This window comes from Kribbella sp. NPDC003505 (genome assembly GCF_040610875.1).
Taxonomy (GTDB): Bacteria; Actinomycetota; Actinomycetes; order Propionibacteriales; family Kribbellaceae; genus Kribbella.
This window is the reverse complement of sequence record NZ_JBEXNA010000002.1, coordinates 614,500-638,248: the sequence shown is the minus strand read 5'-3', so window position 1 is coordinate 638,248 and position 23,749 is coordinate 614,500. Positions and strand designations below refer to the sequence as shown.

The 23,749-nt window shown below is 70.7% G+C and carries 20 protein-coding genes; 5 read left to right on the top strand and 15 right to left on the bottom strand.

Annotated elements, in window-relative coordinates; translation table 11 throughout:
• Positions 1 to 3: 3 nt before the first annotated feature.
• From ABZX12_RS07440 to ABZX12_RS07430, 3 genes are read left to right on the top strand one after another with little or no spacing between them, the layout of a single operon-like run.
• Positions 4 to 444, top strand: a complete 441-nt coding sequence (locus tag ABZX12_RS07440; protein WP_355690739.1) for an SRPBCC domain-containing protein — start codon at positions 4 to 6, stop codon at positions 442 to 444.
• A complete protein-coding gene (locus tag ABZX12_RS07435; RefSeq protein ID WP_355690737.1) occupies positions 441 to 776 on the top strand; it encodes a metalloregulator ArsR/SmtB family transcription factor in 336 nt (111 codons plus the stop codon). The genes ABZX12_RS07440 and ABZX12_RS07435 overlap by 4 nt, the downstream gene beginning before the upstream one ends.
• On the top strand, positions 773 to 1,213 hold the full coding sequence (locus ABZX12_RS07430; RefSeq protein ID WP_355690735.1) for an SRPBCC domain-containing protein: 441 nt from the start codon (positions 773 to 775) through the stop codon (positions 1,211 to 1,213). Before ABZX12_RS07435 ends, ABZX12_RS07430 begins: the two co-directional genes overlap by 4 nt.
• Here the strand turns inward: ABZX12_RS07430 and ABZX12_RS07425 are convergent.
• Together ABZX12_RS07425 and ABZX12_RS07420 are read right to left on the bottom strand one after the other, a co-directional pair.
• Positions 1,210 to 1,974 carry an enoyl-CoA hydratase/isomerase family protein gene (locus tag ABZX12_RS07425; RefSeq protein WP_355690733.1) on the bottom strand — a complete coding sequence of 255 codons (765 nt, stop codon included), beginning with the start codon at positions 1,972 to 1,974 and terminating at the stop codon, positions 1,210 to 1,212. The genes ABZX12_RS07430 and ABZX12_RS07425 overlap by 4 nt on opposite strands.
• A gap of 36 nt (positions 1,975 to 2,010) precedes the next feature.
• A complete protein-coding gene (locus ABZX12_RS07420; RefSeq protein WP_355690731.1) occupies positions 2,011 to 3,609 on the bottom strand; it encodes an ABC-F family ATP-binding cassette domain-containing protein in 1,599 nt (532 codons plus the stop codon).
• Positions 3,610 to 3,704: 95 nt separating this feature from the next.
• Between ABZX12_RS07420 and ABZX12_RS07415 the strand changes: the two genes are divergently transcribed.
• On the top strand, positions 3,705 to 4,607 hold the full coding sequence (locus ABZX12_RS07415) for a neutral zinc metallopeptidase (RefSeq protein ID WP_355690729.1): 903 nt from the start codon (positions 3,705 to 3,707) through the stop codon (positions 4,605 to 4,607).
• A 53-nt stretch (positions 4,608 to 4,660) separates the two neighbouring features.
• On the opposite strand, the gene ABZX12_RS07410 is transcribed toward ABZX12_RS07415, so the two are convergent.
• The 13 genes from ABZX12_RS07410 to ABZX12_RS07350 form a co-directional block, all read right to left on the bottom strand.
• Positions 4,661 to 7,672, bottom strand: a complete 3,012-nt coding sequence (locus ABZX12_RS07410) for a hypothetical protein (protein WP_355690727.1) — start codon at positions 7,670 to 7,672, stop codon at positions 4,661 to 4,663.
• 21 nt (positions 7,673 to 7,693) lie between these two features.
• Complete coding sequence (locus ABZX12_RS07405; protein WP_355690726.1) at positions 7,694 to 8,614, bottom strand: hypothetical protein; 921 nt, start codon at positions 8,612 to 8,614, stop codon at positions 7,694 to 7,696.
• Between the two features lie 129 nt (positions 8,615 to 8,743).
• Positions 8,744 to 9,391, bottom strand: coding sequence for a hypothetical protein (locus ABZX12_RS07400; RefSeq protein ID WP_355690724.1), 648 nt, complete (start codon positions 9,389 to 9,391; stop codon positions 8,744 to 8,746).
• Between the two features lie 19 nt (positions 9,392 to 9,410).
• Positions 9,411 to 10,139, bottom strand: coding sequence for a Tad domain-containing protein (locus tag ABZX12_RS07395; protein WP_355690722.1), 729 nt, complete (start codon positions 10,137 to 10,139; stop codon positions 9,411 to 9,413).
• Positions 10,126 to 10,572: a TadE/TadG family type IV pilus assembly protein gene (locus ABZX12_RS07390; RefSeq protein ID WP_355690720.1), complete on the bottom strand. Its 447-nt coding sequence runs from the start codon at positions 10,570 to 10,572 to the stop codon at positions 10,126 to 10,128. Before ABZX12_RS07390 ends, ABZX12_RS07395 begins: the two co-directional genes overlap by 14 nt.
• A gap of 8 nt (positions 10,573 to 10,580) precedes the next feature.
• Positions 10,581 to 11,012, bottom strand: coding sequence for a TadE family protein (locus ABZX12_RS07385; protein ID WP_355690718.1), 432 nt, complete (start codon positions 11,010 to 11,012; stop codon positions 10,581 to 10,583).
• 9 nt (positions 11,013 to 11,021) lie between these two features.
• Positions 11,022 to 11,246 carry a hypothetical protein gene (locus tag ABZX12_RS07380; protein WP_355690716.1) on the bottom strand — a complete coding sequence of 75 codons (225 nt, stop codon included), beginning with the start codon at positions 11,244 to 11,246 and terminating at the stop codon, positions 11,022 to 11,024.
• 94 nt (positions 11,247 to 11,340) lie between these two features.
• The gene (locus tag ABZX12_RS07375; protein ID WP_355479260.1) at positions 11,341 to 12,261 is read right to left on the bottom strand and encodes a type II secretion system F family protein; all 921 of its coding nucleotides are present in this window, start codon (positions 12,259 to 12,261) and stop codon (positions 11,341 to 11,343) included.
• On the bottom strand, positions 12,258 to 13,160 hold the full coding sequence (locus ABZX12_RS07370; RefSeq protein WP_355690714.1) for a type II secretion system F family protein: 903 nt from the start codon (positions 13,158 to 13,160) through the stop codon (positions 12,258 to 12,260). The genes ABZX12_RS07375 and ABZX12_RS07370 overlap by 4 nt, the downstream gene beginning before the upstream one ends.
• An 84-nt stretch (positions 13,161 to 13,244) precedes the next feature.
• A complete protein-coding gene (locus ABZX12_RS07365) occupies positions 13,245 to 14,555 on the bottom strand; it encodes an ATPase, T2SS/T4P/T4SS family (protein ID WP_355690713.1) in 1,311 nt (436 codons plus the stop codon).
• On the bottom strand, positions 14,552 to 15,352 hold the full coding sequence (locus ABZX12_RS07360) for a hypothetical protein (protein ID WP_355690711.1): 801 nt from the start codon (positions 15,350 to 15,352) through the stop codon (positions 14,552 to 14,554). The genes ABZX12_RS07365 and ABZX12_RS07360 overlap by 4 nt, the downstream gene beginning before the upstream one ends.
• Positions 15,352 to 16,083, bottom strand: coding sequence for a hypothetical protein (locus ABZX12_RS07355; protein ID WP_355690710.1), 732 nt, complete (start codon positions 16,081 to 16,083; stop codon positions 15,352 to 15,354). Before ABZX12_RS07355 ends, ABZX12_RS07360 begins: the two co-directional genes overlap by 1 nt.
• A gap of 52 nt (positions 16,084 to 16,135) precedes the next feature.
• Positions 16,136 to 16,597 carry a hypothetical protein gene (locus ABZX12_RS07350; RefSeq protein ID WP_355690708.1) on the bottom strand — a complete coding sequence of 154 codons (462 nt, stop codon included), beginning with the start codon at positions 16,595 to 16,597 and terminating at the stop codon, positions 16,136 to 16,138.
• 145 nt (positions 16,598 to 16,742) lie between these two features.
• Between ABZX12_RS07350 and ABZX12_RS07345 the strand changes: the two genes are divergently transcribed.
• Positions 16,743 to 23,747, top strand: coding sequence for a hypothetical protein (locus ABZX12_RS07345; protein ID WP_355690706.1), 7,005 nt, complete (start codon positions 16,743 to 16,745; stop codon positions 23,745 to 23,747).
• Positions 23,748 to 23,749 lie beyond the last annotated feature (2 nt).

Here is a 23,749-nt window from a genome sequence, read left to right as displayed (position 1 = left end):
GTCATGAGCAGGAGCATCGAGCGGGAGATCCGGATCGCGGCCGCGCCGGAGGTGGTGTACGAGGTGGTCAGCTCGCCCGAGCACCTGCGCGAGTGGTGGCCGGACGAGGCCGAGCTCGACGCCGTACCGGGTGCGACCGGGACCATCGGTTTCCAGCAGGACGACGGCATGATGACGGTTCCGGTAACGGTGATCGAGGCCGAGCCGCCGCGCCGGTTCGCGTTCCGCTGGGACTACGACGGCGAGGTCGCCACCGCGGAGAACTCGGTGCTGGTGACGTTCGACCTCGTCCCGGTCGACGGCGGCACCCTGGTCCGGTTCGCCGAGACCGGGTACGACGAAGCCGCCAAGTCCGATGCGGTGCTCGAGGACCACACCAGCGGCTGGGACTACTTCCTCCCCCGGATCGCGCCGTACGTCGAACGGCTGGCGCACCGGCCGTGATCGACGACGAGCTCTGGTCGGCGATCGGCGACCCGACCCGGCGGCGGATGCTCGACCTGCTGCTGGCCGACGGCGGCGGCACGGCGACCAGTCTCAGCGACAAGCTGCCGGTCACCCGGCAGGCGGTCGCGAAACACCTCGGCGTTCTCGACCGGGCCGGACTCGTGCACTCCACGCCGTCCGGGCGCGAACGCCGCTACACCGTGGACGAGGTGCAACTCGCCCGCGCGATCAACCAACTCACCGACGTCACCGACGCCTGGGACCGGCGTCTGCAGCGGATCAAGCGCATCGCCGAGTCAATCGAACAACGCAAAGGAGAACAGCCATGAACGACATCCTGCACCGGGTCGGCGTGATCGCGCCGCTCAAGGACGTACACACCGCGCTCACCACGATCGACGGGCTGGCCGGCTGGTGGACCGAGGACACCAAGGGCGACCCCGACGGCGTGATCGAGTTCCGCTTCGCGAGCGCGGGCGGCGACGGGTTCGACATGAAGGTCCTGGAGACCTCGCCGGAGCTGGTCCGCTGGGAGGTCGTCGGCGGGCCCGAGGAGTGGATCGGCACACACGTCAGCTTCACGCTGTCGCAGGCCGACGAGTACGCGATCGTGCTGTTCAAGCACGAGGGCTGGCGGGAGCCGGTCGAGTTCATGTACCACTGCAGCACGAAGTGGGCGACGTTCCTGATGAGCCTCAAGCAGTACGTCGAAACAGGCAAGGGCGACCCGGCGCCGAACGACGTCCTGGTGAGCAACTGGCACTAGCTCACAGCGGCCAGGAGCTCCTTCAGGCGGCGCTCCTGCGCTTCCCGCTCGGCCTTGAGCTGGTCGTCGTACGAGCGGTCCGCGGCACCGAGCAGCAGGGCCTTGGTCTCGCGGATCGCTCCCGGCAACGGGCCGAGCAACGCGTCGGACAGGTCCTTGACCGTCCCCTCCAGCTCGTCCGCCGGGACGACGATGTTCGCGAGACCGAGCTCCTTGGCCTCCGCGGCCTCGACCCAGCGGCTGGTCGTGCAGATCTCCAGCGCCCGCGAGTAGCCGATCAGCTCGACGAGCGGCTTCGTGCCGCCGAGGTCCGGAACCAGCCCGAGCGACGGCTCGCGCATGCTGAAGCGCGCGTCCGGCGTGACGACCCGCAGGTCGCAGGCCAGCGCGAGCTGGAAGCCGGCCCCGACCGCATGCCCCTGCACCGCGGCGATGCTGACGATCTCGGGGCGGCGCAGCCAGGAGAAGCCGGACTGGAAGTGCACGATCAGCTCGAGCACCTCGTCGGTCGGCTTGGCGCCGAGGTTGAGCAGCGGCTCCTCACCCAGGTCGTTCTCGCCCATGATCAGCCGCCGGTCGAGTCCGGCCGAGAACGACGGCCCCTCCCCCGACACGACGACGACCCGCACCTCGGCCGGCAACGACGTACCGAACTCCGCCAGCGCACTCCACATCGCCGGCGTCTGCGCGTTCCGCACCTCGGGCCGATCGAGCACCACCCGGGCCACTGCCCCGTCCACCGACAACCGCAGACCAGTCATGGCGCGGATATTACCCTGCATATTACTGAGAAGTAATCAGGCGAGCGAGATCAGGTCGGCGTACTCGTTCGACCAGAGGTCCTCGACGCCGTCCGGGAGCAGCACGACACGCTCGGGCTCGAGCGCCTCGACGGCGCCCTCGTCGTGGGTGACCAGCACGATCGCGCCCGTGTACGAGCGGATCGCGTTCAGTACCTCGGCGCGGGAGGCCGGGTCGAGGTTGTTGGTCGGCTCGTCGAGGAGCAGGACGTTCGCCGCGGACACGACCAGCGTGGCGAGGGCGAGGCGGGTTTTCTCGCCGCCGGACAGCACCTTGGCGGGCTTGTCCGCGTCGTCGCCGGTGAACAGGAACGAGCCGAGCACACTGCGCGCCTGGGTCTCGTTCAGGTCCGGGGCGGCGGTCTTCATGTTCTCCAGCACCGTGCGGTTCACGTCCAGGGTCTCGTGTTCCTGGGCGTAGTACCCGAGCTTGAGGCCGTGGCCGTCGATCACCTCGCCGGTGTCGGCCTTCTCGATCCCGCCGAGGATCCGCAGCAGCGTGGTCTTGCCGGCGCCGTTCAGCCCGAGCACGACCACCCGCGAGCCCTTGTCGATCGCCAGGTCGACGTCGGTGAAGATCTCCAGCGAGCCGTACGACTTCGACAGTTCGCGCGCCATCAGCGGCGTCTTGCCGCACGGCGCCGGCGTCGGGAACGCGATCTTCGCGACCCGGTCCTGGGCACGCACCTCGTCGAGCGAGGACATCAACTGCTCGGCCCGCCGCAGCATCTGCTGCGCGGCGGTCGCCTTGGTCGCCTTGGCGCGCATCTTGTTCGCCTGGCTGACAAGTTGGTCGGCCTTCTTCTCGGCGTTCGCGCGCTCGCGCTTGCGGCGCCGCTCGTCGGTCTCGCGCTGGCTCAGGTACGCCTTCCAGCCGACGTTGTAGACGTCGATCTCGGCGCGGTTCGCGTCCAGGTGGAACACCCGGGTGACGGTCTCCTCGAGCAGGTTCACGTCGTGGCTGATCATGATCACGCCACCGGCGTACGACTTCAGGAAGTCGCGCAGCCAGATGATCGAGTCGGCGTCCAGGTGGTTGGTCGGCTCGTCGAGCAGCAGCGTCTCGGCCTGCGCGAACAGGATCCGGGCCAGCTCGACGCGGCGGCGCTGACCACCCGACAGCGTCGACAGCGGCTGGCCGAGCACGCGGTCCGGCAGGCCCAGGTTCGCCGCGATCCGGGCCGCTTCGGACTCCGCCGCATACCCGCCGGCGGCATGCAGGTCAGCCTCGGCGCGCTCGTAGCGCCGCATGCCCTTGGCGCGGGTCTTCTCGTCCGCGCTGGCCATCGACTTCTCGGCCGAGCGCATCCGCCGGACGACGTCGTCCAGGCCGCGCGCGGACAGGATCCGGTCCCGGGCCAGGACGTCCAGGTCGCCGGTGCGCGGGTCCTGCGGCAGGTAGCCGATCTCGCCCGACGACGTGACGGTGCCGCTGGCCGGCAGGCCCTCACCGGCGAGGATCTTGGTCAGCGTGGTCTTCCCGGCGCCGTTGCGGCCGACCAGACCGACCTTGTCGCCGGGGCCGACCCGGAACGACGCGGGCGCGAGCAGTTGGCGGGCACCGACGCGAACCTCGAGATGGGAGACAGTGATCATCGGGGGTCGGGCGCGTCCTTACACTCGGCAACTGGTCCATACGGCGGTGTCACGGCACGCCGAAATCCCCCGCACTGAGGTCTAGTGTAGGTGGGATGAAATTCAATCCGGACGCGGATCTCGACACCAGCGGCGTCGAGGACACCCGCGGTAGTGGCGGCGGCGGCCGCAGCGGGCTGCCGGGCGGGATGATCCCGGTCGGCGGCGGTATCGGCGGCATCATCCTGCTGGTCGTGATCCTGCTCCTGTCCGGCGGCCTGCCAGGCGGAGGTGGCAGCGACGAACCGGCGGCCAGGAACACGGCGGCGGGCAACCTCGACTCGTGCAAGAAGGGCAGCGACCTGCAGTCGAACTCGGACTGCCGGTTCGTCTTCTACCAGAACTCGATCGAGAGCTTCTGGGCCGCGGAGCTCCCGCGCCGCGGCAAGAAGTACACGCGGGCGCCGATGCGGGTCTTCGAGGGCTCGGTGAACACCGGCTGCGGCCCGGCGACCAGCGCGGTCGGCCCGTTCTACTGCCCGCCGGACAAGCGGGTCTACCTGGACATCGGGTTCTTCCAGACGCTGCAGCAGGACCTGGGCGCGCGCGGCGGCGAGTTCGCCGAGGCGTACGTCGTGGCGCACGAGTACGGCCACCACATCCAGAACCTGTACGGCATCCTCGACCGGATCAAGTCCCGCAACGGCCCGACCTCCGACTCGGTCCGCTCCGAGCTGCAGGCCGACTGCCTGGCCGGCATCTGGACCAACCACGCGACCACGGTCCCGAACAGCAGCGGCCAGCCGCTGATCACCGAGCTGAGCGAGGACGACATCGCCCGCGGCCTGGACGCCGCCGCGTCCGTCGGCGACGACCGCATCCAGCAGAAGACCCAGGGCCAGGTCACCCCGGAAAGCTTCAGCCACGGCACCGCCGAACAGCGCATGCGCTGGTTCACCAAGGGCATGGACTCCGGCGACCTGACCGCCTGCGACACCTGGTCCGCCAGCACCCTCTGACCCGGAACGAAGGACCGCCCCGCACCGTTGGGTGCGGGGCGGTTCTTGTTGCCTCAGGCCACTTGGGCGGGGCGGTGGTAGCCCGGGAGGAGTTCGTCCACCAGGGCGTCGGTTTCCGCCTCGGGGCCGCGGGGGCCGCCGTGGCGGGTGAGGGCGGCGTACATCTGGCCGGCCACGTTGGTGACGTCGGCGGTGGTGCCGAAGTGGGCGGCCAGGCGGAGGGTGGCTCGCCACAGTTCCTCCGAGGCCGGCGAGAAGCTCAGGCCGGTCTGGAGGGCCGTGCGGGCCATGCTGCCGTCGTTGTGGTTGAGCGACGCCTCGGCGAGTCGCAGTGCGGCGTCGACGACGGCCTCCGCCATCCGGTGCTCGATGCCGGACGCGGCCAGCCACGAGTAGCGTCCGCCGGGCAGGTTCGACCAGGCGGGGCCGTGCACCAGGCTGAGCGCCGTCGACAGCGGGCCGCGCGGGTCGTCGATCATCGACGCCTGCTTCGCGAGCGTCCGGAACACGTCCCAGTCGACGCGGACGACGCTGCGGTTGAGCATCCAGCGGCCGGACTCGTCGGCGTACATCGCGTCCACACCGACCCAGCGCCGGGTGTGCTCCAGCGCCGCGTCGCGCAGCTCCTGGCTGATGCCGCGGGGCCAGATCGCACCGGCGAGCACGTTCGGGTGGACACCGTAGTCCTGGCTGGCCAGGAACGCGATGATCTCCGTCGACAGCGCGACCCGGCCGTCGTCGATGACCCCGCGGGCGTCGACCTCGACCGGCCCGAGCAGGTCCACCTCGACCGGAGCCGGCCGGCTCAGGTCGGTGGTCGAGAACTCGTACGCCGGCATGTCCTGCTCCGACCGGCGCTTGTCCCGCGCGTCGGCCTCGGCCGCGTCGAACAGCGCGACCAGGTCGGCGAACTGCTCCGGGTTGACGCTGTGCGCGTCCACCTCGAGGCCGAGCAGCCGGCAGACGGCCTGGTTCTTCTCGTCCACGACGAACCGCCACGGCGAGTTCAGCACGTCGCCGACCACGACCACCGAGATGCTGCGCTTGGTGTCGGCGGCCAGCCGGTTCAGCTGGTCCTGCTCCTCCGGCGACGGCGGCGCGGACAGGAAGATGACCTCCGGGCCCCACAGCGCCGCGTCCGGATGGGTCATCCGGGCCTCGGCGACCGACCCGGCGTCCCGGCGCTGGCAGGCCTGCACCTGCGCCTCGGTCCGCCGGACGACCTCGCCCATCGCGTCGTCGAGGCGGACCCAGTAGCTGAGCCGCGCCGGCGCCAGCGACGACAGGTCGTCACCGAACCCGACCATGCTGATGTGCGCGCCCTCGGACCACAGGTTCGTCGCGAGCTCGACCGCGAGCGAACCGACCACGTCGCGGGAGGCGTTGTTCACGCCGCCGAACGCGACGATCCCGTTCGCCGTGTCGAGGTCGATCAGCACCGTGGCGCCGTCGGCGTTCTGCCCGACCGTCACCAGCGTCGGGTACGGCGCCGGCGCGTTGACCTCACCGGTCGGGCCGTAGCCGCGGCGCAGCGTCCACCGAGTGCCGTCGGCAATCGCCTGCCACGGGCCGGGCGGCTCGGGCTGCGCGCCGTACGGGTCGAGGACGAGGGTGAGCGCCCGGTCGGTCACCAGCGCGGCGACGACCTTCGGCATCGGCCGCTGCAGCTGCGTCATGTCCGCACCCAGCTTGCGCAGCGAGTTGTCGACGAACTGGGCGGTCGGCACGTCCGACGCCAGCCGCAGGCCGACCTCGGTCTGCCGGTGACCGGCAGCCTTCGGGCCGGGGCCCTGCGCCCAGCCGCGGCGGCGCTTCAGCGCCAGTGCCAGCCCGGCCGCGAGCAGCGTCGCGCCGAATCCGTACATCCCGGCTTCCTGCAGGCTGATGCCGTCGTCGGCCGTGACCGGAGTCGCCTCCGGGACGCGGGTGCCACCGGCGGCCGGTTCGCCGTGCTCGGACTGGCCGGCGCCCGGAGCGTGCGGCTCGACGGTGACGCTCGGCTCCCCCGGCTTGACGTTCTTCGCGCCCGGGTCGTTCTCCGCGCTGCCGATCATGACCGACGACGGCTTCTCCATACCCTGCTCGGAGAAGCGGCCCGGACCGCTCGGCTTGGCCTCCGGGGTGGTCCTGGTCTCGGTCTTGTTCTCGACCGTGACCTTCGGCTTGACCGCGGTCCTGGTCTCGGTGGTCGACTTGGTCGTCTTGGTGCTGACCGTCGACTTGGTGTGATCGCCGATGCTCACGCGGACCGTGTGCACCCCCGGGCCCTTGGCGTCGGCGGGCAGCCGCACCTGCCAGCCCGGCAGGATCAGGTCCGGGTTGGTCAGCCGGCGGCCGTCGGGCTGAAGCTTGTTCTTGTTGAGGTCGTAGATCTCCTTGTACCGACGGCCCTCGCCCAGGTAGCGCTCGGCGATGTCCCACAGGCAGTCGTAGTTCCGTCCCGACGGCGGACGGACCTCGGTGTACTTGACGACCTGGCCCTTGTGGTCGTTGTTCGTCCGGACGCCGACGCTCGTCTTCGAATGCTGGCTGCTGCCGCTGAGGACCGTGCTCGCCGCCTCGGTCTGCCGGAACTGCGACCCCGAGGACTCGTGCTTCACACTCACCGACGTCGGCGCGGCCGGGCCGCTCGTGGTGACCGCGCTCGCGACCGGCAGGCTGACACCGGCCCCCGCGGCGATCAGTACGACGGTGCCGATCAGCCGGCGGGCCAGCACCTGCGAACCGCCGCCGAGCGGGACCCGCGGCGACAGACCGAGGCCGCGGATCTCCGCGACCGCCTCCGCGACCAGGCAGACCACGAAGTGCAGCCATGCGATCCAGATGAAGAACGCGATGATGCCCAGTACGGTCTCGACGCTCAGCTCGCTGAACAGCATGCTCTTGCTGGGCATCGTGTCCGGCCACGGCGTACCGAAGAAGCGCAGCAGCACGTACGGCACACCGCCGACGATCGCCAGGATTGCGAGCAGCGCGACGAACCCCTTCAGCCGGTCCGCGCCCGGACTCCCCGACCGCCGCTGCGGCAACCGCGCCGCCTGCACAGGCTCGTTCGTCCTAACCATCACGCCTCCATACCCCCACCATCAGCCACCGATAGCCTGAACTTCCTGCACAGGCAGCCGCTGCACAGCAGTCACATTTGCTCGTCCGATCGGGTTCCACCCGCCGACGTCCTTGCCGACCCAGTACGACACTTCCCACGTGATCGTCAGCTTGACCGTGTACATCCCGTCGGGCTGGCTCGCGCTCGACCGCTGGTAGATGTGCTTGCACGTGTTGATCTGGTGGAACGGATCCTGGGTCTCGTCGTACCCGTCCGGATCGTCGACCGGCGTCACGCCCATCGGACAGTCGAACGGTGCGGTCCCGTCACCGGGATCGACCTTCATCGCCACGACCAGGCCGCGCATCGTCAGGTTGTGCGTCGGGTCGATGTATCCGCTGTACTTCCCCGGATCCTTGTCGTCCGCCTGCGCACGCGAACTGTCGGCGGTCAGTGAGAAGAAGGCCGGAACATTGACCCGGGGTGTGAACGTCGGCTTGATCACCAGCGCCGGCTCCGGGTAGCTGCTCCTGAACTCGTACCAGAACGGCTCCATGTACGCCGGAAACGGACACTGCGCCTCTTCCTCCGGGCTCACCGGCATGTACGCACGCTCCAAGTGCGCACCGTCGCCACCGTCGTAGGTGTCGAGGTTGTAGTCGGTGATCGTGACCCGCAGCACCCACTTCTTGCCCTCCGGGGCTTGCGGGAGCTTGATGCCGTCCGGAATCGGGAAGTCCCGGCACGGCACGAACGGCCTGCCGCCCAGTCTCTCTCGCCAGGTGGGCGGCGGGTCACCCCCACCGAGATAGGCCGCGCCGTTGCTGCAGTAGGCGCCGAAGCCCACGGAGTTGACGTACATCCGGCAGACGGACGTGCCGGTCTGGATGGTGTCTGCGGCGGCAGTCGTGGCAGGTCCGGCCATCAGTAGTGCCAGAACAGCACTCAGGACGAGCAACACGCGACCTGCTCGGTTGTGCATCCTCACTCCCCAGACTCGTCTTCCCGCAGATTATCTTCGACCAGGGGCATCATGCCCGTTGCCTAGTGCCCCGTCACCTATTCGGAATGTGAATTCCGATGTTCCGATCTAGGCCGGATAGCGGACGGAGCCGCAGGTGACGCCTTTGCTGGTGGCCAGCCGGTACGGCAGCCAGCCGACACCTGTCTTGATCATCTCGATCACCTCCGGCGACCCCTTGGGAGTCACCACCGTCCAGCGCTTGCCCTTCGGGTCCCAGTACTGCGTGGTCTGCGAGCGGCAGGTCTGCACAGCGACGGTCCCGTCGGCGGTACTGCGGGCGCCGACGACGACCACGCTTCCCGGCGGACGCATGATCCAGCCGTTGCGCTTGGCGTCGGCGATGCCCTGTGACACGTCCGAGTAGAAGTACGACGGGAACTTCTTGCGCAGGATCGTGTCGTCCTTCGACACCAGCGCCTGGAAGTACAGCGGGTAGCTGGTCACGAGGCCTTGGACGGCGGGGTTCGACGCGAAGTTCCCAGCCTGCACGATCACCTGCTTCGCCCGGGCGGTCGGCTTGGCGGTCGCAGTGGTGGCCGGCTGGGTGGGAGCACTGCTCGGAGTGCTCGGTTCCACCGACGGGGTGGTCGACGTCGTCGTACCGGAGTCGCCGCCGACCGGCACCGGGCGGCCGCCGTCGTTGGAGTCCTTGCCACAGGCACCGAGCAGCAGGACCGCCGCCAGAGTGAGGGCCGGGAGGGCAAACCTACGCACGAAGAGAATCCTCCGGGGTCTAGCGCCCGCTCGACGGCGGACTCGTGGGGCCGGACGGGCTGTCGGTCGGCGGGGTCCCAGGAGGATCCGGCGTCGGCGTCACGTTCGGAGTGCAGGTCCGCGGGAACGGGAACGGGGAGAGCGTCCAGATCGGCGTCGGCGAGCCGACGGTCCAGGTCGGGCACGGGAGGTCGATGGTCGGCGGCTGCGCGGTGGTGATCGGCCCGCCAGGACCGTCCGTGGTCGGGTTCACCACGATCGGGGGGATGGTGGGGCTGTCGTCGGCCTTGGTGATGCCTTGTTCGGCGTGGGCCTGGCCGGTGCCGGTGGCTTTGAGGGATTGTTTGCCGACGAGGCCGAGGAACGTGGTCTTGTTGGCGATGTCGACCTGGATGTCGACCTCTTTGTCGGTGAGGGTGGTCGGGCCGCAGGCGGTGACGCCGGGGTCGTTGGAGCGGACCTGGCCACAGAACTCGGTGATCGCGGCGGCTGCCTTGGTGGTGTCGATCTTGGCTTCGGCGACGTTCAGCTGGATGGCGGCGGCGCCGACGCGGGCGGCTTCCTGGGCGTAGCCGATCGCGCGCGAGCGGGCGCCGAGTTGCCGGCCGCCGTCGATGACGAGGCCGGCCAGGGTGAAGATCATCACCGCGAGGATCGCGACCGCGGGGCTCAGCGCACCCCGCGGGATGCGCCGGTGGTTGCGCCGGGCATCGATCCGGAAGAACTCGACGAGCCTACGAGCCGTCACCGCGCACCCCCCGGTACGGATCGAGCGAGGACGTGAAGCGCTTGGTGATCTTGGTGTCGCCGCCGAGGCCGAGCAGCCCGAGGTCGCGGTAGTTGATCGTGCAGGTGACCTCGACCGACAGCGGCGAACCGGCCGTGAACCCGGTCGTGATCGAACCCGAGGCGGACTGCTTGCAAGACTCCACCGCCTGGCTCATCGCGGCGGTGACGGCCTGGTCGACACGGCCCTGACCCTCTTGCAGCGACCGCGCCTGGCTGGCGCTGCGGGCGCCGTCCCGGGCGGCACCCTCCAGCAGCGAGGACGTCTGGAAGTACCGCCCGCAGGCGAGCAAGAACATGAACAGCGCCAGCAGCACGGGCGCCAGGATGACCATCTCCAGCGCCAGCGTGCCGCGCTCACGGCGCCGGGCAAGTAGCCGGCGAACCCCCAGCATCCGCATCCTCACTTGTCGGCGTCGAACTGCTCGATCGGGCCGGTGGCGGTCCGGCTCACTTTCAGCGTCAGGCCCGGCACCAGCGACACGGTGTCGCCGGTGACCGTGAACGAGACCGTGCCTTCGGGATTGTTGTACGCCGGGAACGGGACATTCGCGTTCTGCAGCGTCGTGCCGCCGAGCTGCTGGGCGTAGGACTGGATGTCCGCCCGCACCTTCTCCCCAACGGCCGTGGTGTAGACCGGCGGCTGCACCAGCCGCAGGCGGGACACGCCCTCCTGCGCGGCGTTCAGCGCGACGGACCGCCCGTACAGCCACAGGGCGGTCTGGATGGAGACGAAGATCAGCGCGAGGATCGCCGGCGCGAGAATGGCCAGCTCGAGCGTGCTGACCCCCCGCTCCGACCGTCTCCGCCGAACCCGCTTCCGCCCCGGCCGCATCGGTCCGCGTCAGCCCTTGTCGATATCGGCGGTGTGCTTGTCGATGACGCGCTTCACCACGACACCGATCGCCAGCGCGGCGACGACCAGGATGCCCGAGATGATCGCCCACTCCAGCGCGGACGCGCCCAACTCGGTCTGTCCCTGCTTCGCCCGGGCGCGCTGGGTCTTCGCCCGCGCCACCGCGTAGCCGGCCATCGCCCGCCAGAACATCAACTCCGAGGTCATTCGCATGCCTTCCAGATCGTGAGGCCGAAGCAGGCCTCAGTATGCCGGGTTCGACGGACAAACCCTTCCAACGGATCCTTTGTCCAGATCACTGTTCGGCCTAACTTCCGAGAATGGCCACGCCGGCCGGGAAGGCCAGGAACAGGAAGAACGCCGCGATCATGACGAGCTGCGCGACCAGCATCGACTGCGAGCGCTCACCCGCCTTGCCCTCCACGTCGGCCAACTCCTTGCGCCGCAGGGACGCCGCCCGGGCGAGCAGCGAGGAGCGGATCTTCGCGCCCTCGTCACCGGCCAGCGCCAGCGCCGAGGCCAGGTCACGCAGTTCCTCGACGCCGAGGTCCTCGCCCAGCCGGGCCATCGCGTCCCACGGCGTGATGCCGATCAGCCGGGCGTTCGCCAGCGCCTGCCGGATCCGGGCCATCGCCCAGTGCTCGCCGATCGTGGACGCGGTCATCAGCGCCTCGGGCAGGCCGCGGCCGCCGGCGAGGTTCATCGCGACCAGGTCCAGGAAGCTGCCGACCACGTGCCGGAAGTCGCGGCGCCGGGTCTCGGCCTCCTGGCGCAGCGCCAGGTCGGGCAGGAAGAACGCGAGCGCCATGAACGCCAGCGTCACGATCGCCGGCGCCGCCCCGGGCGCCGAGATCCCGATCGCGGAGAACAGGAACAGCACGATCGGGATGAAGATCATCGCGCCGAGTGCGAAGAACACCTTGGTGGCGAGCATCGCAGCGAACGGCCGGTTCATCACCGCGAGGTCGCGGCGGAGCTTGCCGAATGCCCAGCCGCGCGCGTTCGCCTCCGCCTCCAGCCTGCGGCCAAGGGTCTCGCGCGCGCGGTCCACACCGCCGAGGACGCGCTCGCCGGCCGCGCTGGTGGTGGCTCCGCCGGCATAGCCGCCGCGGCCCGCGTCGATCCGGGCGATCGTGGACAGCACGTTGGCGCGCGGCTTGATGAACATCCGGACCAGCACGTACACACCGAGCCCGGCGATCCCGCCGGTGATGAAGGCCCAAGTCATCCGCTCACCGTTTCCATCCGCTGGCCGCCCGGACGGTTCGTCCGGTCGTCGACCATGCCGATCAGGAACCGCTCCGGCACCTCGATCTTCGCCAGCCGCCGCAGCCACAGCAGGCCGAGCGCGTAGAGCCCGATCACGACCGCGAGCACGACCTGACCGACGAAGCTCCGGTACGGCGCCATGTACGTCGGGTTGAACAGCACCAGTCCCGCGGCCATGGCCAGCGTGATCGCGACGACGACCTGCACACTGCGCCGGGTGGACCGGCGCTCCGCCGCCACCTTCCGCCGGACGTCGAGCTCCTCGCGGGCCGAGTCCGCCAGGGCGCTCAGCACCTCGCGCAGACCGGGACCGCGCAGCCGGGCGTTCAGCACCAGGGCGGCGACGATCAGGTCGGCGGACGGGTCGTTCAGATCGTCGGCGAACCGCATCAGGGCCGAGGGCAACGGTTCGCGGATCCGCAGCCGGTCGACGAGCAGGTTCAGGCTGGGCTTGATCGCGGGTGCGGCGTTCACCGCGGTGGCCGGGATCGCCTGTTCCAGACCGACCGCACCGGCGATGGTGTCGCGCAGCGCCTCGGTCCAGGTGGCGAGCGCGTCCAGGCGGTCGATCGCCCGCCGTTCCTCACCGGTGCCGCCGAAGAACCGGTCCGCCATCCCGGCCAGCAGGCCGAGGGCGACCGCGAGCACGAGCCAGCGGGTCACCACCAGCACGAGCAGGCCGACCGCGATCGCGGCGCCGAGCCGGATCATGTTCTTGCGGTGGTCCGCGCCGCGGTTGCGGAACAGCGACGGGGTCTCGTCCTTCGGTTCGGTGCCGCGGATCGCGACGATCAGCAGCATCACCGCGCCGCCGACCACCGCGCCGCACAGCAGCGCCCCCAGAGTCCTGTCGCTCATCGGCGTCCTCGCTTCGCTCCGGGCGCCGACGAGGCACGAATCGGACTGTGCTTGATGGTGACCTCGCTCCGCTCGCTCACTGCCTCACGCCCACGTTCCGTGCACGAGGGGCTGGTAGCCGAAGTGCTCGAGTTCGTCCATGCAGGCGATCGGCGCGTGCGCCGCGGCGCGGCCGTCCGGTCCGGGGGCGAACACCTCGCCGGACAGCACCCGGCCGTCCCAGCCGGTGACCTCCCGGATGCTCTCGACGTACCGGCTCAGGCCGCCGCCGCGGGAGTAGTCGTTGTGCTTGCGGACGAAAACGACGAAGTCGAGCGCGCCGGCGATCAGCATCTGGGTGGCGTCCATCGGCAGCCGCTCCATCGCCTGGATGGCGTACGTGCTGATCCGGTTGAACACCTCCATCGAGCTGTTCGAGTGGATCGTCGACAATGAGCCGTCGTTGCCCTGGCTCATCGCGTTCAGCATCGTGACGATCTCGTCGCCGAGCACCTCGCCGACGATGACGCGGGACGGGTTCATCCGCAGCGACCGGCGGACCAGGTCGGCCATGCTCACCATGCCGACGCCCTCGGAGTTCGGCAGCCGCTCCTCGAACGCGACCACGTTCGGGTGCAGGTCCTTGAACTCGCCGAGGCCGAGCTCGAGCGAGCGCTCGACGGTGATCAGCCGCTCGTGCGGCTGGATCTCGTTGGCCAGCGCGCGCAGCAGCGTCGTCTTCCCGGAGTTCGTCGCGCCGGCGATCATGATGTTCTTGCGCGCCGCGACCGCCGCGCGCAGGAACGAGCCGACGTCGTCGGTCATCGTGCCGTTGGCCACCAGGTCCTTCAGGAACACCTTGCCGAGGCGAGCCCGCCGGATCGACACCGCGGGCCGCGCCGTCACGCCCATCACCGCGGACAGGCGGGACCCGTCCGGCAGCCGCAGGTCCAGCTGCGGGTTCGCCGAGTCGAACGGGCGGCTGGTCAGACCGGCGTGCGCCGCCAGCACCTGGATCAGCTCGACCAGTTCGTCGTCGCTCTCGGCGACCGGGCCAGGCGTCTCCTCGCGGCCGTCGCCGTACTGCACGAAGACCTGGTCGCAGCCGTTGATGTCGATGTTCTCGACCTCGGGGTCGTCGATCAGCGGCTGCAGCCGGCCGACGCCGAACAGCGCCGAGTGGATCGCGCCGGCGATCTGCGCATCGTCGTCCGGAGTCGGCGGCGTCCGGCCCTCGGCCAGCTCGTACCGCGCGTAGTCCTCGAGCACCTGCACGATCAGCGACCGCGCGTACTCCCGCTCGTCCTCCGCGCTCATCGGAGGTACGCCGTTCACCTGGTCGCGGCGGCGCTGCTCGTTCAGCCGCTCCGCCACCTGCACCCGCAGCTTGCGGACCAGCTCCTGGTCCGCACTCATCGGTAATCACCCGGCGGGAAAGCGGCGTTGGCCATGTCGAAGTCCTGCGGCGGCGGCGCGGCGACCAGCGAGGCCATCTCGGCGGTGATCGCGGTCGCGGACCGGATCAGCTGGGTCTTGTCGAGCCGGCCGTGGCCGCGCCCGTCGAAGAACGCCGCACCGGCCGGGTCGTACGCCAGGTGCCAGCGGTGCCGGACCGGCAGGGACATCGCGTCCAGCACGGACCAGACCTGCTTCACGCCGTCGCGCTGCTTCGGGTCGGCCACAACGACCACACCGAGCTGGGCGTCGACGTGGTGCACCAGCGTCGACAGCCGCTCCCGCAGGTGCGCCACCGACGAGCCGGTCGCCGTACACACCAGGACGACGAGGCGAGCGGACTGGATGACCGGCAGCTGCGGCGAGGACGCACCGATCCGCCCGCAGTCGGCCAGGACATCGCCGTGCTGCATCTGGTTGAACGAGATGCCGAGCGGGTGCCACAGACCGCCCATGCCGCCCACCTGTTCGGGCGAGCGCACGCCGAGCAGTACGTCGAGACCGCCGTCGAGCTGCTGGCTGTGCGCGAGGATGACCTCGTCCCCCAGCCCCTTGCGGCTCGCCGCGGCCAGGCTGACCAGGCCGCGGTCGGAGTTCAGCGCGGCGCCGGCCGGGCCGGTCATCCGGATCGCCACGTCGCTGCCGGCCGGGTCGCACTCGGCCAGCAGCACCTGCCGCGGCCAGAGCGCACCGAAGACCAGACTTGCCGTGGTTACGCCGGGCGAGCCCTTCGCGCTCGCCAATGCCACCAGTGCCATCAGTTGGCCCCGCTGCGTTCCGCGTCCGGCGTGGTGCCCGGTGCGAGCTTCACCAGGACCAGGGTCTTGGCGGCCGCCGCGGCAGCGACCGTCGTGACGTCGTCCGCCGGGATCAGGATCGTCACGTTCAGGGAGCTGTTCGCGCTCGTCTTGCTGTCGATGATCGCACCGGCCGCCGAGGTCACCTTGGCGGCGTTGACCAGCGGGACCGCGGCGCCCTCCTGGTTGGCCGACGGGACCCGGATGACCTTCACGACGTCGCCGACGAGGAGTCCGTCGGACGGCGCACGCCCGGCCTCGAGGCTGACGCCGACCAGCGCGCCGCTGGCCGGGATCGGCTGCTCGCCCTCCTTGGTGAGGCCCTCCGGCGTGACGAACTGGTCCTTGTACAGCCAGGTCTTCGTGTAACGACCGACGTACTTGTTCGCCTCCGACCACGGGATCAGCCCGCCGGTGGCACCGGCCAGGTCGCCGCGGGAGAAGTCCTTGGGCTCGATCTTGTGGCCCGGTGGGAGGGTGTCGGCGACCGCGACGAAGTCGGAGCGGTTGCCGCTGTTCAGCGCGATCAGCGCGGAGCCGGCGGCGCCGAGCAGGATCAGGATCACCGCGAGCGCGGCCAGGGCGGGGCGCCGTTCCCGGCTGCCGGGGAGGCGGGTCGCCGCGCCACCCGTCGATCGGCCCGCTGCCCGGGCGCCTTGGGAGGAGGTACGCGTGGAGGACGAGAGACTCACGCGCCTACCGTAATGGCAGCCAGGTGCCATCCGTGCCAGTAGGTCACCGCCGTTATCGCGCCGCGACCCGCTCCAGCTCGTCCGGCCTGAGCAGCTGGTTGAAGGCGCCCGGCCCGCCGTACAACTGGTCTAGATAGGCATACATGGCGCGGAGGCACAGCCCGACCTGACGCTCCCAGCCGGGCCGCCCCTCCAGCCAGACCACGAGGTCCCGGCCCTCCTCCAGCGTGACGGCGGCGTTCACCGGCTGGACGAGGCGATCCGAGTCGGGGTCCGGTTCGACCCGTGGCCCGCGGATCCGCTGCACCGCGGCGGCGAGGGCTGCTTGTTCTGCACCGGTGTAGAGGTAGTCGAACCCGTGCTTGCCGTGCAGCAGGTCGAGGTACTCGCAGAGCGCGAGGAACAGTTCGATGCCGTCGTACTCCCGGCCGTCGCCGGCGTGGTGCCGCAACTGCGCGACCGTGCTGCGAGCCTGGGGGATGTTCCAATCAGAGTCACCGAACTTCTCCCACATGCGCCCGATCCTAGGTGGATCGGGCGCGTAAATCGTTAACAGTTCGGGTGGATTGAGTAGCTGGCGAGTAACCGTTTGTTTGCTAAATTCCGGAACCAGAGGGTCCTGGTGACAACTGGTGAGCACCAGGCCCCCTACGGGAGGGGTGATTCGGCTGACTACACCGACGTTGTCCGCCGCAGATCCGACGGCTCGGGCTCAATGGGCTGCCGGAAACGCGCTCGGGATCCTGCACCCCTCGGCGGTGCCGCTGCGGGACGGGCGGGTCCGGTTGACCACTCGCGACGATCTGCTGTCCGCGCGCGCGATGCGCGCGATCGAGGAACTGCTCGCCCGACGGGCCGCGGACCAGATCAGCGACGACCGGCTGCTGGCCGAGGCCGTCACGGCTGTCGGTAGCGAAGTGGCCCTGGCACGCGGCGAACTGCCTGCCCGCGGTGCCGTCGACGCCCTCGACCGCTACCTGCGGGTGCCCGGGCTGGCGCAGTCCCGGCGAGCCGAGCCCGACGCCTTGCAGCGCGTCGCGCTCAGCGCCGCGGCGCCGGACGACCCGGAGTCGGCGGCCCGCCTCGGCCGGCTGACAGCGCCGCCGAACAGCTACGACGTCGCGGCGATCGTGTCCGCCTCGGCGGCGATCAACCGCGAGGCGGAGCTTCTCGGCGTCGGTACGTCGTCCGTACCGCGGCGCGGACGCCGTCGCGCCCAGGTCGGCAGCCGCCACCGGGGCGCGGAGGGGCGGCGCGTCTGGACCTCACAGATCCGCGGCACCGGTCTGTCGATCGGCAGCCGTCCGGATTCGCAGCCTCAGCTGACCGAGAACCATGCGCTGAACCTGCTCGCCGGGATGGACCGGCGGTCTCTGACCGGAGCCGTCACCGACCAGCCGGCCGTCGATCACGGCTTGCACCAGGCGATCCTGCGGACGCGGGTCTCCGACGTACCGCACCGGCTCCGGATCGAGATCGGCGACACCACGCTGGGCGCGATGGGCCAGGGCGTCATCCGCGCCGGGACCGAGAACGACCCGAGCGTCCTGCGGATCCCGCCCGGGCTCAGCGACGAGCAGATCCGCTACGTCTACACCCACCAGCTGACGCTGATGACGCAGGAGCTGGCCGCCGCGGAGGCCGGCGCGACCCGTGGAGTCCTCGGCCGGCTGCGGTCCGTCTTCAGCCACGAGCGCCGCGACCGGCGGCTGCACGCCGACGAGGCCGCCTTCGAGGGCCTGGTCCGCGACTGGCACGAGGCCCGCGCCGAGACCCTGGCGAACGGACGTCCCAGTGGCCCGCGGAGCGTCGACGACCTCCAGCGCGACATCGAGGGCCTTGCCCGCACGATTCGCCGGCACGGCGGCGCCGAGCCGGCCCTGCCCTGGACCGCCCGTGCGGTCGTCAGCCCCGACGCGGCCGAGATCGGCCGGGCCGCCGCACGCGCCGAGGCCGAGGCGAAACCAGCCCGGAACACACCCGCGCATCTGCGCATCCAGGTCGTCGCCCAGATCGAGACGCTCCGGACCGCGGTTGCGGATCTCGAGGCGAAGGCGGCCCGCAAGCGGGACACCTCCACGGCCGCGACCGACGAGGCGGCGGCGAAGGAGACCGAGGCCGCCGCCGAGGACCGGGCCCGCGACCAGGGCGCGCCGGACCGTGCCCGGCAGCTGCGGGACACGGCCACGAACGAGCGGAACAAGGCCGCTCGGCACACCGAGATCGCCGGCGCCTACGAGCAGGCCGCCGCCGACGCACGGGAGGCGCTGGCCGGCTATCAGAGCCTGCTCACCGAGATCGACGGGAACGGCTCGCAGGCCCGGACGGCCGAGCTCGCGGCGGCCGCGCAGCACCAGGTGACGGTGTACCGAGGCAGCCTCGACCGGGCGCTACCGGCCCAGCACCTGCTGATGACCGGCGTTCCGGAAGGCGACGGTCACCGGCTGCCGATCGACGGCATCAACCAGTTCCTCGCCCGGACCGGCAACGGCGGCCAGTTGCCGGCCGGCTCCCCTGAACCGCTCAGCGCGGCGGAGTACCGGCGGGTGTTCACCGAAGGCGTGATCATCAAGGTCCCGAACCGTGCGGACACCACGGTCGACGACACCCGACAGCTGCGGGCGGTGCTCCGCCGCAAGGGCGGCATCACCGAGAAGGACCGGATCGACTTCCAGCTGGCCGAGCAGATGGCGGGCACGATCGGCGAGGCCGGCACCAGCGTCGGCACGACCGACACGCACTCGACGAGCGTCAACGTCGGCGTGAACCTGGCGCCGCTGATGGACCTGGCCGTGCCCGGTGCGTCGCAGGTCGGCACGGCCAAGGTCGAGGTGTCGACCGGGCGGTCCCTGGCCGAGAAGTCCGAAGCCCGGGCCTACAGTCCGGGTTCGGCCTGGGTCGACGACAACCGCGGCGAGTCGATCCTCTACGAGTGGGAGGGCGAGTGGGAGCTCCAGGTCCGCGACTCCCCCACCGAGCCCTGGTCGGCGGTCGAGACCATCGACGCCGGCACGCAGCAGACATGGGTGTCCAGCGCGTACACCGTGCAGGCTCCGACCGACACCGTCACGCTCGCCGGGATCGGCCACGGCAAGGACGTCACCGGCGAGTTCCCGCGGCACGCCGTCACCCGCATCAGCGGGCTGCAGGACGTCACGGATCGCCTGGTACGCAGGGCCCAGCAGCAGTACGGCGACCTGGACCGGGTCGCGTACGACCACATCGCCGGCCTGATGGTGAACGACCCGTACCGGCTGATGCGCGAGCTGAGCCAACCGGGCGGAATCACCCGGCCGATCCCGACCGGCGGCGACTCGGAGTACGAACTCACCTTCGAGCTCGAGCCGGTCTGGGGCAAGGCGGAGCTGGTCGGTGAGTCCAGCGCGGAGATGTGGCAGGAAGAGGTTCTCGTCGACTTCGCCGGTGTCGGCGCGAGCCAGACCTACGGCACGTCGGTCACCGGCACCGGGTCGGTCGGTGTCAAGGCCGTCAGCGGGTCGGCCGGCCGCACTGTGTCCCGCTCCGGCGGGCAGGCCGTCAGCATGACCACGATCACCCCGGCCGTGCACCGCAACAAGGGCCCGACACAAGGCGTGCTGCTCGGTCTCAACGTCCGCGCGTCGCTGCGCAAGATCGGCGATGCCAAGGCGAAACCGATCGTCGAGAACGGCGAGGCGCGGGCCCTGATGCGGGTCGCGGAGAACGACCTGCTCCGGGCCGGCGGCCGCGCGGACCGGAACGCGATCTGCTGGGAGGACGACGGCAAGACGCCGAAGCTCGATCCGCAGGGCCGGGTGCTGCTGCGCGGTGACGCGGAGCCGGCGACCGACCCGCGGACGCTGACGATTCCGCCGGTCATGGGCCGCGGCGAGAACCAGATCCGCGGCGTCGGCAAGGCCCTGGTGCAGAACTTCCAGGGCGCCGACCCGGCGCAGCGCCAGGCGCTGGAGGGGCTCGCCGAGCTGGGCCTGGTCGCGCGGGCGGGTGAGTCGGCCACCGCCCTGCAGGTCGCCAACTCCAGGCGGGTCCGGGAAGCGATCAACGCGCAGCGGATCGAGGCCGGTATCGACCAGGCCTGTCAGGGCGGCCTGATCGTGATGCTCGAGGACCACGGCTTCGCCGGCGCGAGGCGCTGGCGGCCGTTCCGGCTGTCGGTCACGCAGGAGACCGACGAGCAGACGGATCAGTTCGTCGGCGAGGGCCTCGGCACGAGCACGAACGAGAACGCCGTCCGGCTCGGCATCAGCTCGCGCGCGACCGGGCGGTCGTCCAGCCGGTCCCGTGGGGTGCCGCTGTCGGCCGGGGTCGGCGTCTCCGACGGTCCGGACGAGGGTGCTCGCGGCTGGGCCGGACGGCTCGGGCTGAAGTTCAGCCGGAACGCGCTCGGCCGCAGCCTCAGCTGGACGGCCGGGCGGCGCGTCAACCGGGTCACGCTGACCGAGAGCACCGAGCCGCTCGACCGGGTCGAGCAGAAGGTCCGGATCACCTTCGCGGAGATCACCGACCGGGGCGACGCCGAGCCGATCGCCGACGTCGAGGGCAGCATGGAGGTCGCGTACGAACGCTCGCTGGCCCGTGCCGCCGCCCCGGCGTACGAGCAGAACCCGAAGCCGCCGCACCATCAGGCCGTCGAGCAGGCGATCCCGGTCGCCGTGGACGCCGGGAACGCGGCGGACGAACTGTGCAAGGCGATCCCGGCGATCCGGGCCGACTCGACGGCGCTGCCGGCGCTGCACGCGGCCCTGGCCCCGACCAGCCTGGTCGCGAACCGCGAATGGATGAACGGCGAGTACCGGCTGCCGTTCACGGTGGTCCGTGCACCGGGGAACCCGGTGCACGCGTTCCAGGACGGCACGCTGCTGCCGCAGGAGTACGAGATCGTGATCCGGGGTGAGGCGGTCAGCCTCACGCACTGGGCGATGAACCAGCAGAACACGCTGGACATCAACTTCACGATGACCGACGTCGGCTCCACGTCCGGCAGGTCCGCCTCCGGAGGCGTCAGCGGCAGCGCCGGGCTCGGCGTCACCGAGGCCTCCGGCGCCGCCCGCTCCGGTGGTCTCTCGGCCGGCCGCACCGGTGGCCGGTCGACGTCCGTCACGACCAGCGAGACATCCGGCGACGAGCGGCTGCTGGTCAGCTCGGGTCCGCACCACGAGTTCATGGAACGCCACAAGATGACCGCGGACATCGTCCGCAACGGTCAGGTGATCCGGTCGATCGAACTGCCGGACGCGGTGGTGCAGAAGGCCATGGCCGAGCGGCGGGCCCTGGAGCTGTACGGCGCCGGCAAGCTGGACTTGCCGCTCTGGGCGGCCGCCGACGCCGCCGAGCGCTACCTGAACGACAAGCTGCCGGTCAGCCAGCGGGTCGCGAGCCGTTTCCTGACCCGCTACGTGAAGGAGAAGGAAGGCGCCACCACCGGCCTCGCGGCCGAACACACCACCGAGCAACTGACCGCGAAACTCAGCAAGCACGGACGGATCCGGCCGTCCCGCGCCGCGTCCGAGACCAAGCGCTTCGAATCGACGACGCGGCGGGTCGAGGCGCAGGCCGACCGCCGCCGGGTCATGCACACGTCCGAGGCGTACGACGACAGCCTCGGCGCGGCCCAGATCGAGTCGATCACCGTCGAGGGCACCGACCGGCGAGTCGACCTGCGCGAGCTGGTCGGGCCGCAGGTGGACGAGCTGGCCCCCGGCCTCCGGGACGCCAGCCTGCTGCTCCAGAACGCGCTGGACGTCGACCTCGGCCCGGACAGCTACCAGGGCCACCTCGACGACATGCTCGGCGCGGACGGGTTCGAAGTATCGATCGAGGTGCCGATCCAGGGGCAGGAACGGCCGGACGTGTTCTTCGTCAAGGTGTCGGCCCGGTACGAGGGCGAACTCACCGTCGACGGCGTCCCGGTCGCGAAGGACGGCACGCCGGAGCTCCCGAAGGAGGACGTCTGGGGCATCGGGCAGAACTACGACTACAAGTCGCTCGACCGATCGGCGAGCCACACCGTCACGGTCTCGGGCGGTGTCGACGGCGCGGCCCCCGGCGCGCTCGGCGCCGGCTCCCTCGGCGTCTCGACCGACCAGACCAAGACGCAGACGGAGGGCAGCGGCGAGCTGAACAACACGATCGACCGGCTGGGAAACGAGCTGGACAAGGCGCACCGCAAGGTCGTGTTCGAGACCGAGGTCGTACGAGTTCGCAACGCCGGCGCGGCCGCGACGGCCAGCGCCCGCTGGAAGCTCGGCCGGATCGACCCCGACGAGGTGACCACCATGTCGGCGCGTCGCGAGGTGCGGGCCGACATGGTGATGTGGGTGCCGCGCGGGGACCTGATGGACGGCCCGCGTCCGCAGGCCGAGCAGCAACTGGAGGAGGTCGCCGAACACCGCCCGTTCCGGCTCCCCGAAGGCGCGATGGTGATTCGCGCCGCGCTGCACGCCCGGAGCGGCGAACGGCGCAACGAGCTCTCCGAGAAGCTGACCGCGTACCTCGCACAACCCGACGTCCTCGGGAAACGCGGCGCGCAGGAGTACCGGCACCTGATCCGGTCCAACCTCAAGCCGAGCGCGCTGCGGGCCAAGGCCGGCCGGTTGCTCGACAGCGGCATCGCCCTGCAGCCGATGGCGAAGCCGGGCAACGGGCGGACGACGGTCAACGTCCAGCTCAACGCGGAGGCGGTCGGCCTGGAGCTGCACGGCCCGCACGTCCTCGGCCAGGACGGCCGGGTCTGGCGCCGGCAGGATGCGTACCGCTCGTCCAGCAGCAGCAACCGGATGCTGCCGGTGACCGGTTCCGGAGGCGTCGACGGCGGACTCGTCTCGGTCGGCGGCTCGATCGGCGAACAGGTCCGCGAGCAGTCCTCGGACCAGGCAGGCACCCGGCTGGAGACCAGCAGGTTCACCGAGGGCCAGCTGGTCACGGTGCGGATCCCGGTGGTCTACCACGCCACGGTCCGGACGGCCACCGACAACGGCTCCGGCGAACCGGTCGTACGGGACACCACCCACCTGCCGGAGCTGGCCAACGGCCAGATGTTCGTCCGGATGCGCGCGAGCCAGTTCCTCGAGTGCCTGCGGCAGATGGAGGCCGGTGCGACGCTCGACTCGGTGTTGGCGAACGCGCGGCTGGAGGTGCGGCCGGAGGACTTCGGACGGCCGGACCTGGTCGAGACCGAGTACGGGCAGGGCAAGTCCGGCGCGGTTTATCAGCCGTACCGCCCGCTGCTCAAGGCGATCGAGCGTGCGAAGTCCTTGAAGAGGGCGGTCGTGCTGCTGGTCCGGGGCGCCGACGGGACCGACCGCAAGTACAAGGCCGTTCCCGCCGACCCCGAACGGAACACCCCGGCACGTTTCGTCGGCGACCGCGACGGCGGATTCGGCTCCGCGTTCGCCGGCCTGCACCCGAACCTGGCGCTGATGGCCGAGGGGCGGGTCGACCTGCGCGAGCTCTACAACACGTCGGGACCGGACGGCAGCTTCAATGCGAAGGTGGCCGCCGCGCTGGAGCAGACGGGGGTGCCGCGGGACGTGCTGAAGGCGCTCGATCACACGATGGCGGCGCGCTCGCTGCCGCCGGCCGGCGGGCACGGAGGACGGTCGTCGGCGGTTTCCGGCCGGACGATCGCATCTCCCGGCCAAGGACCGACGATGTCCGGGCCGTGAGG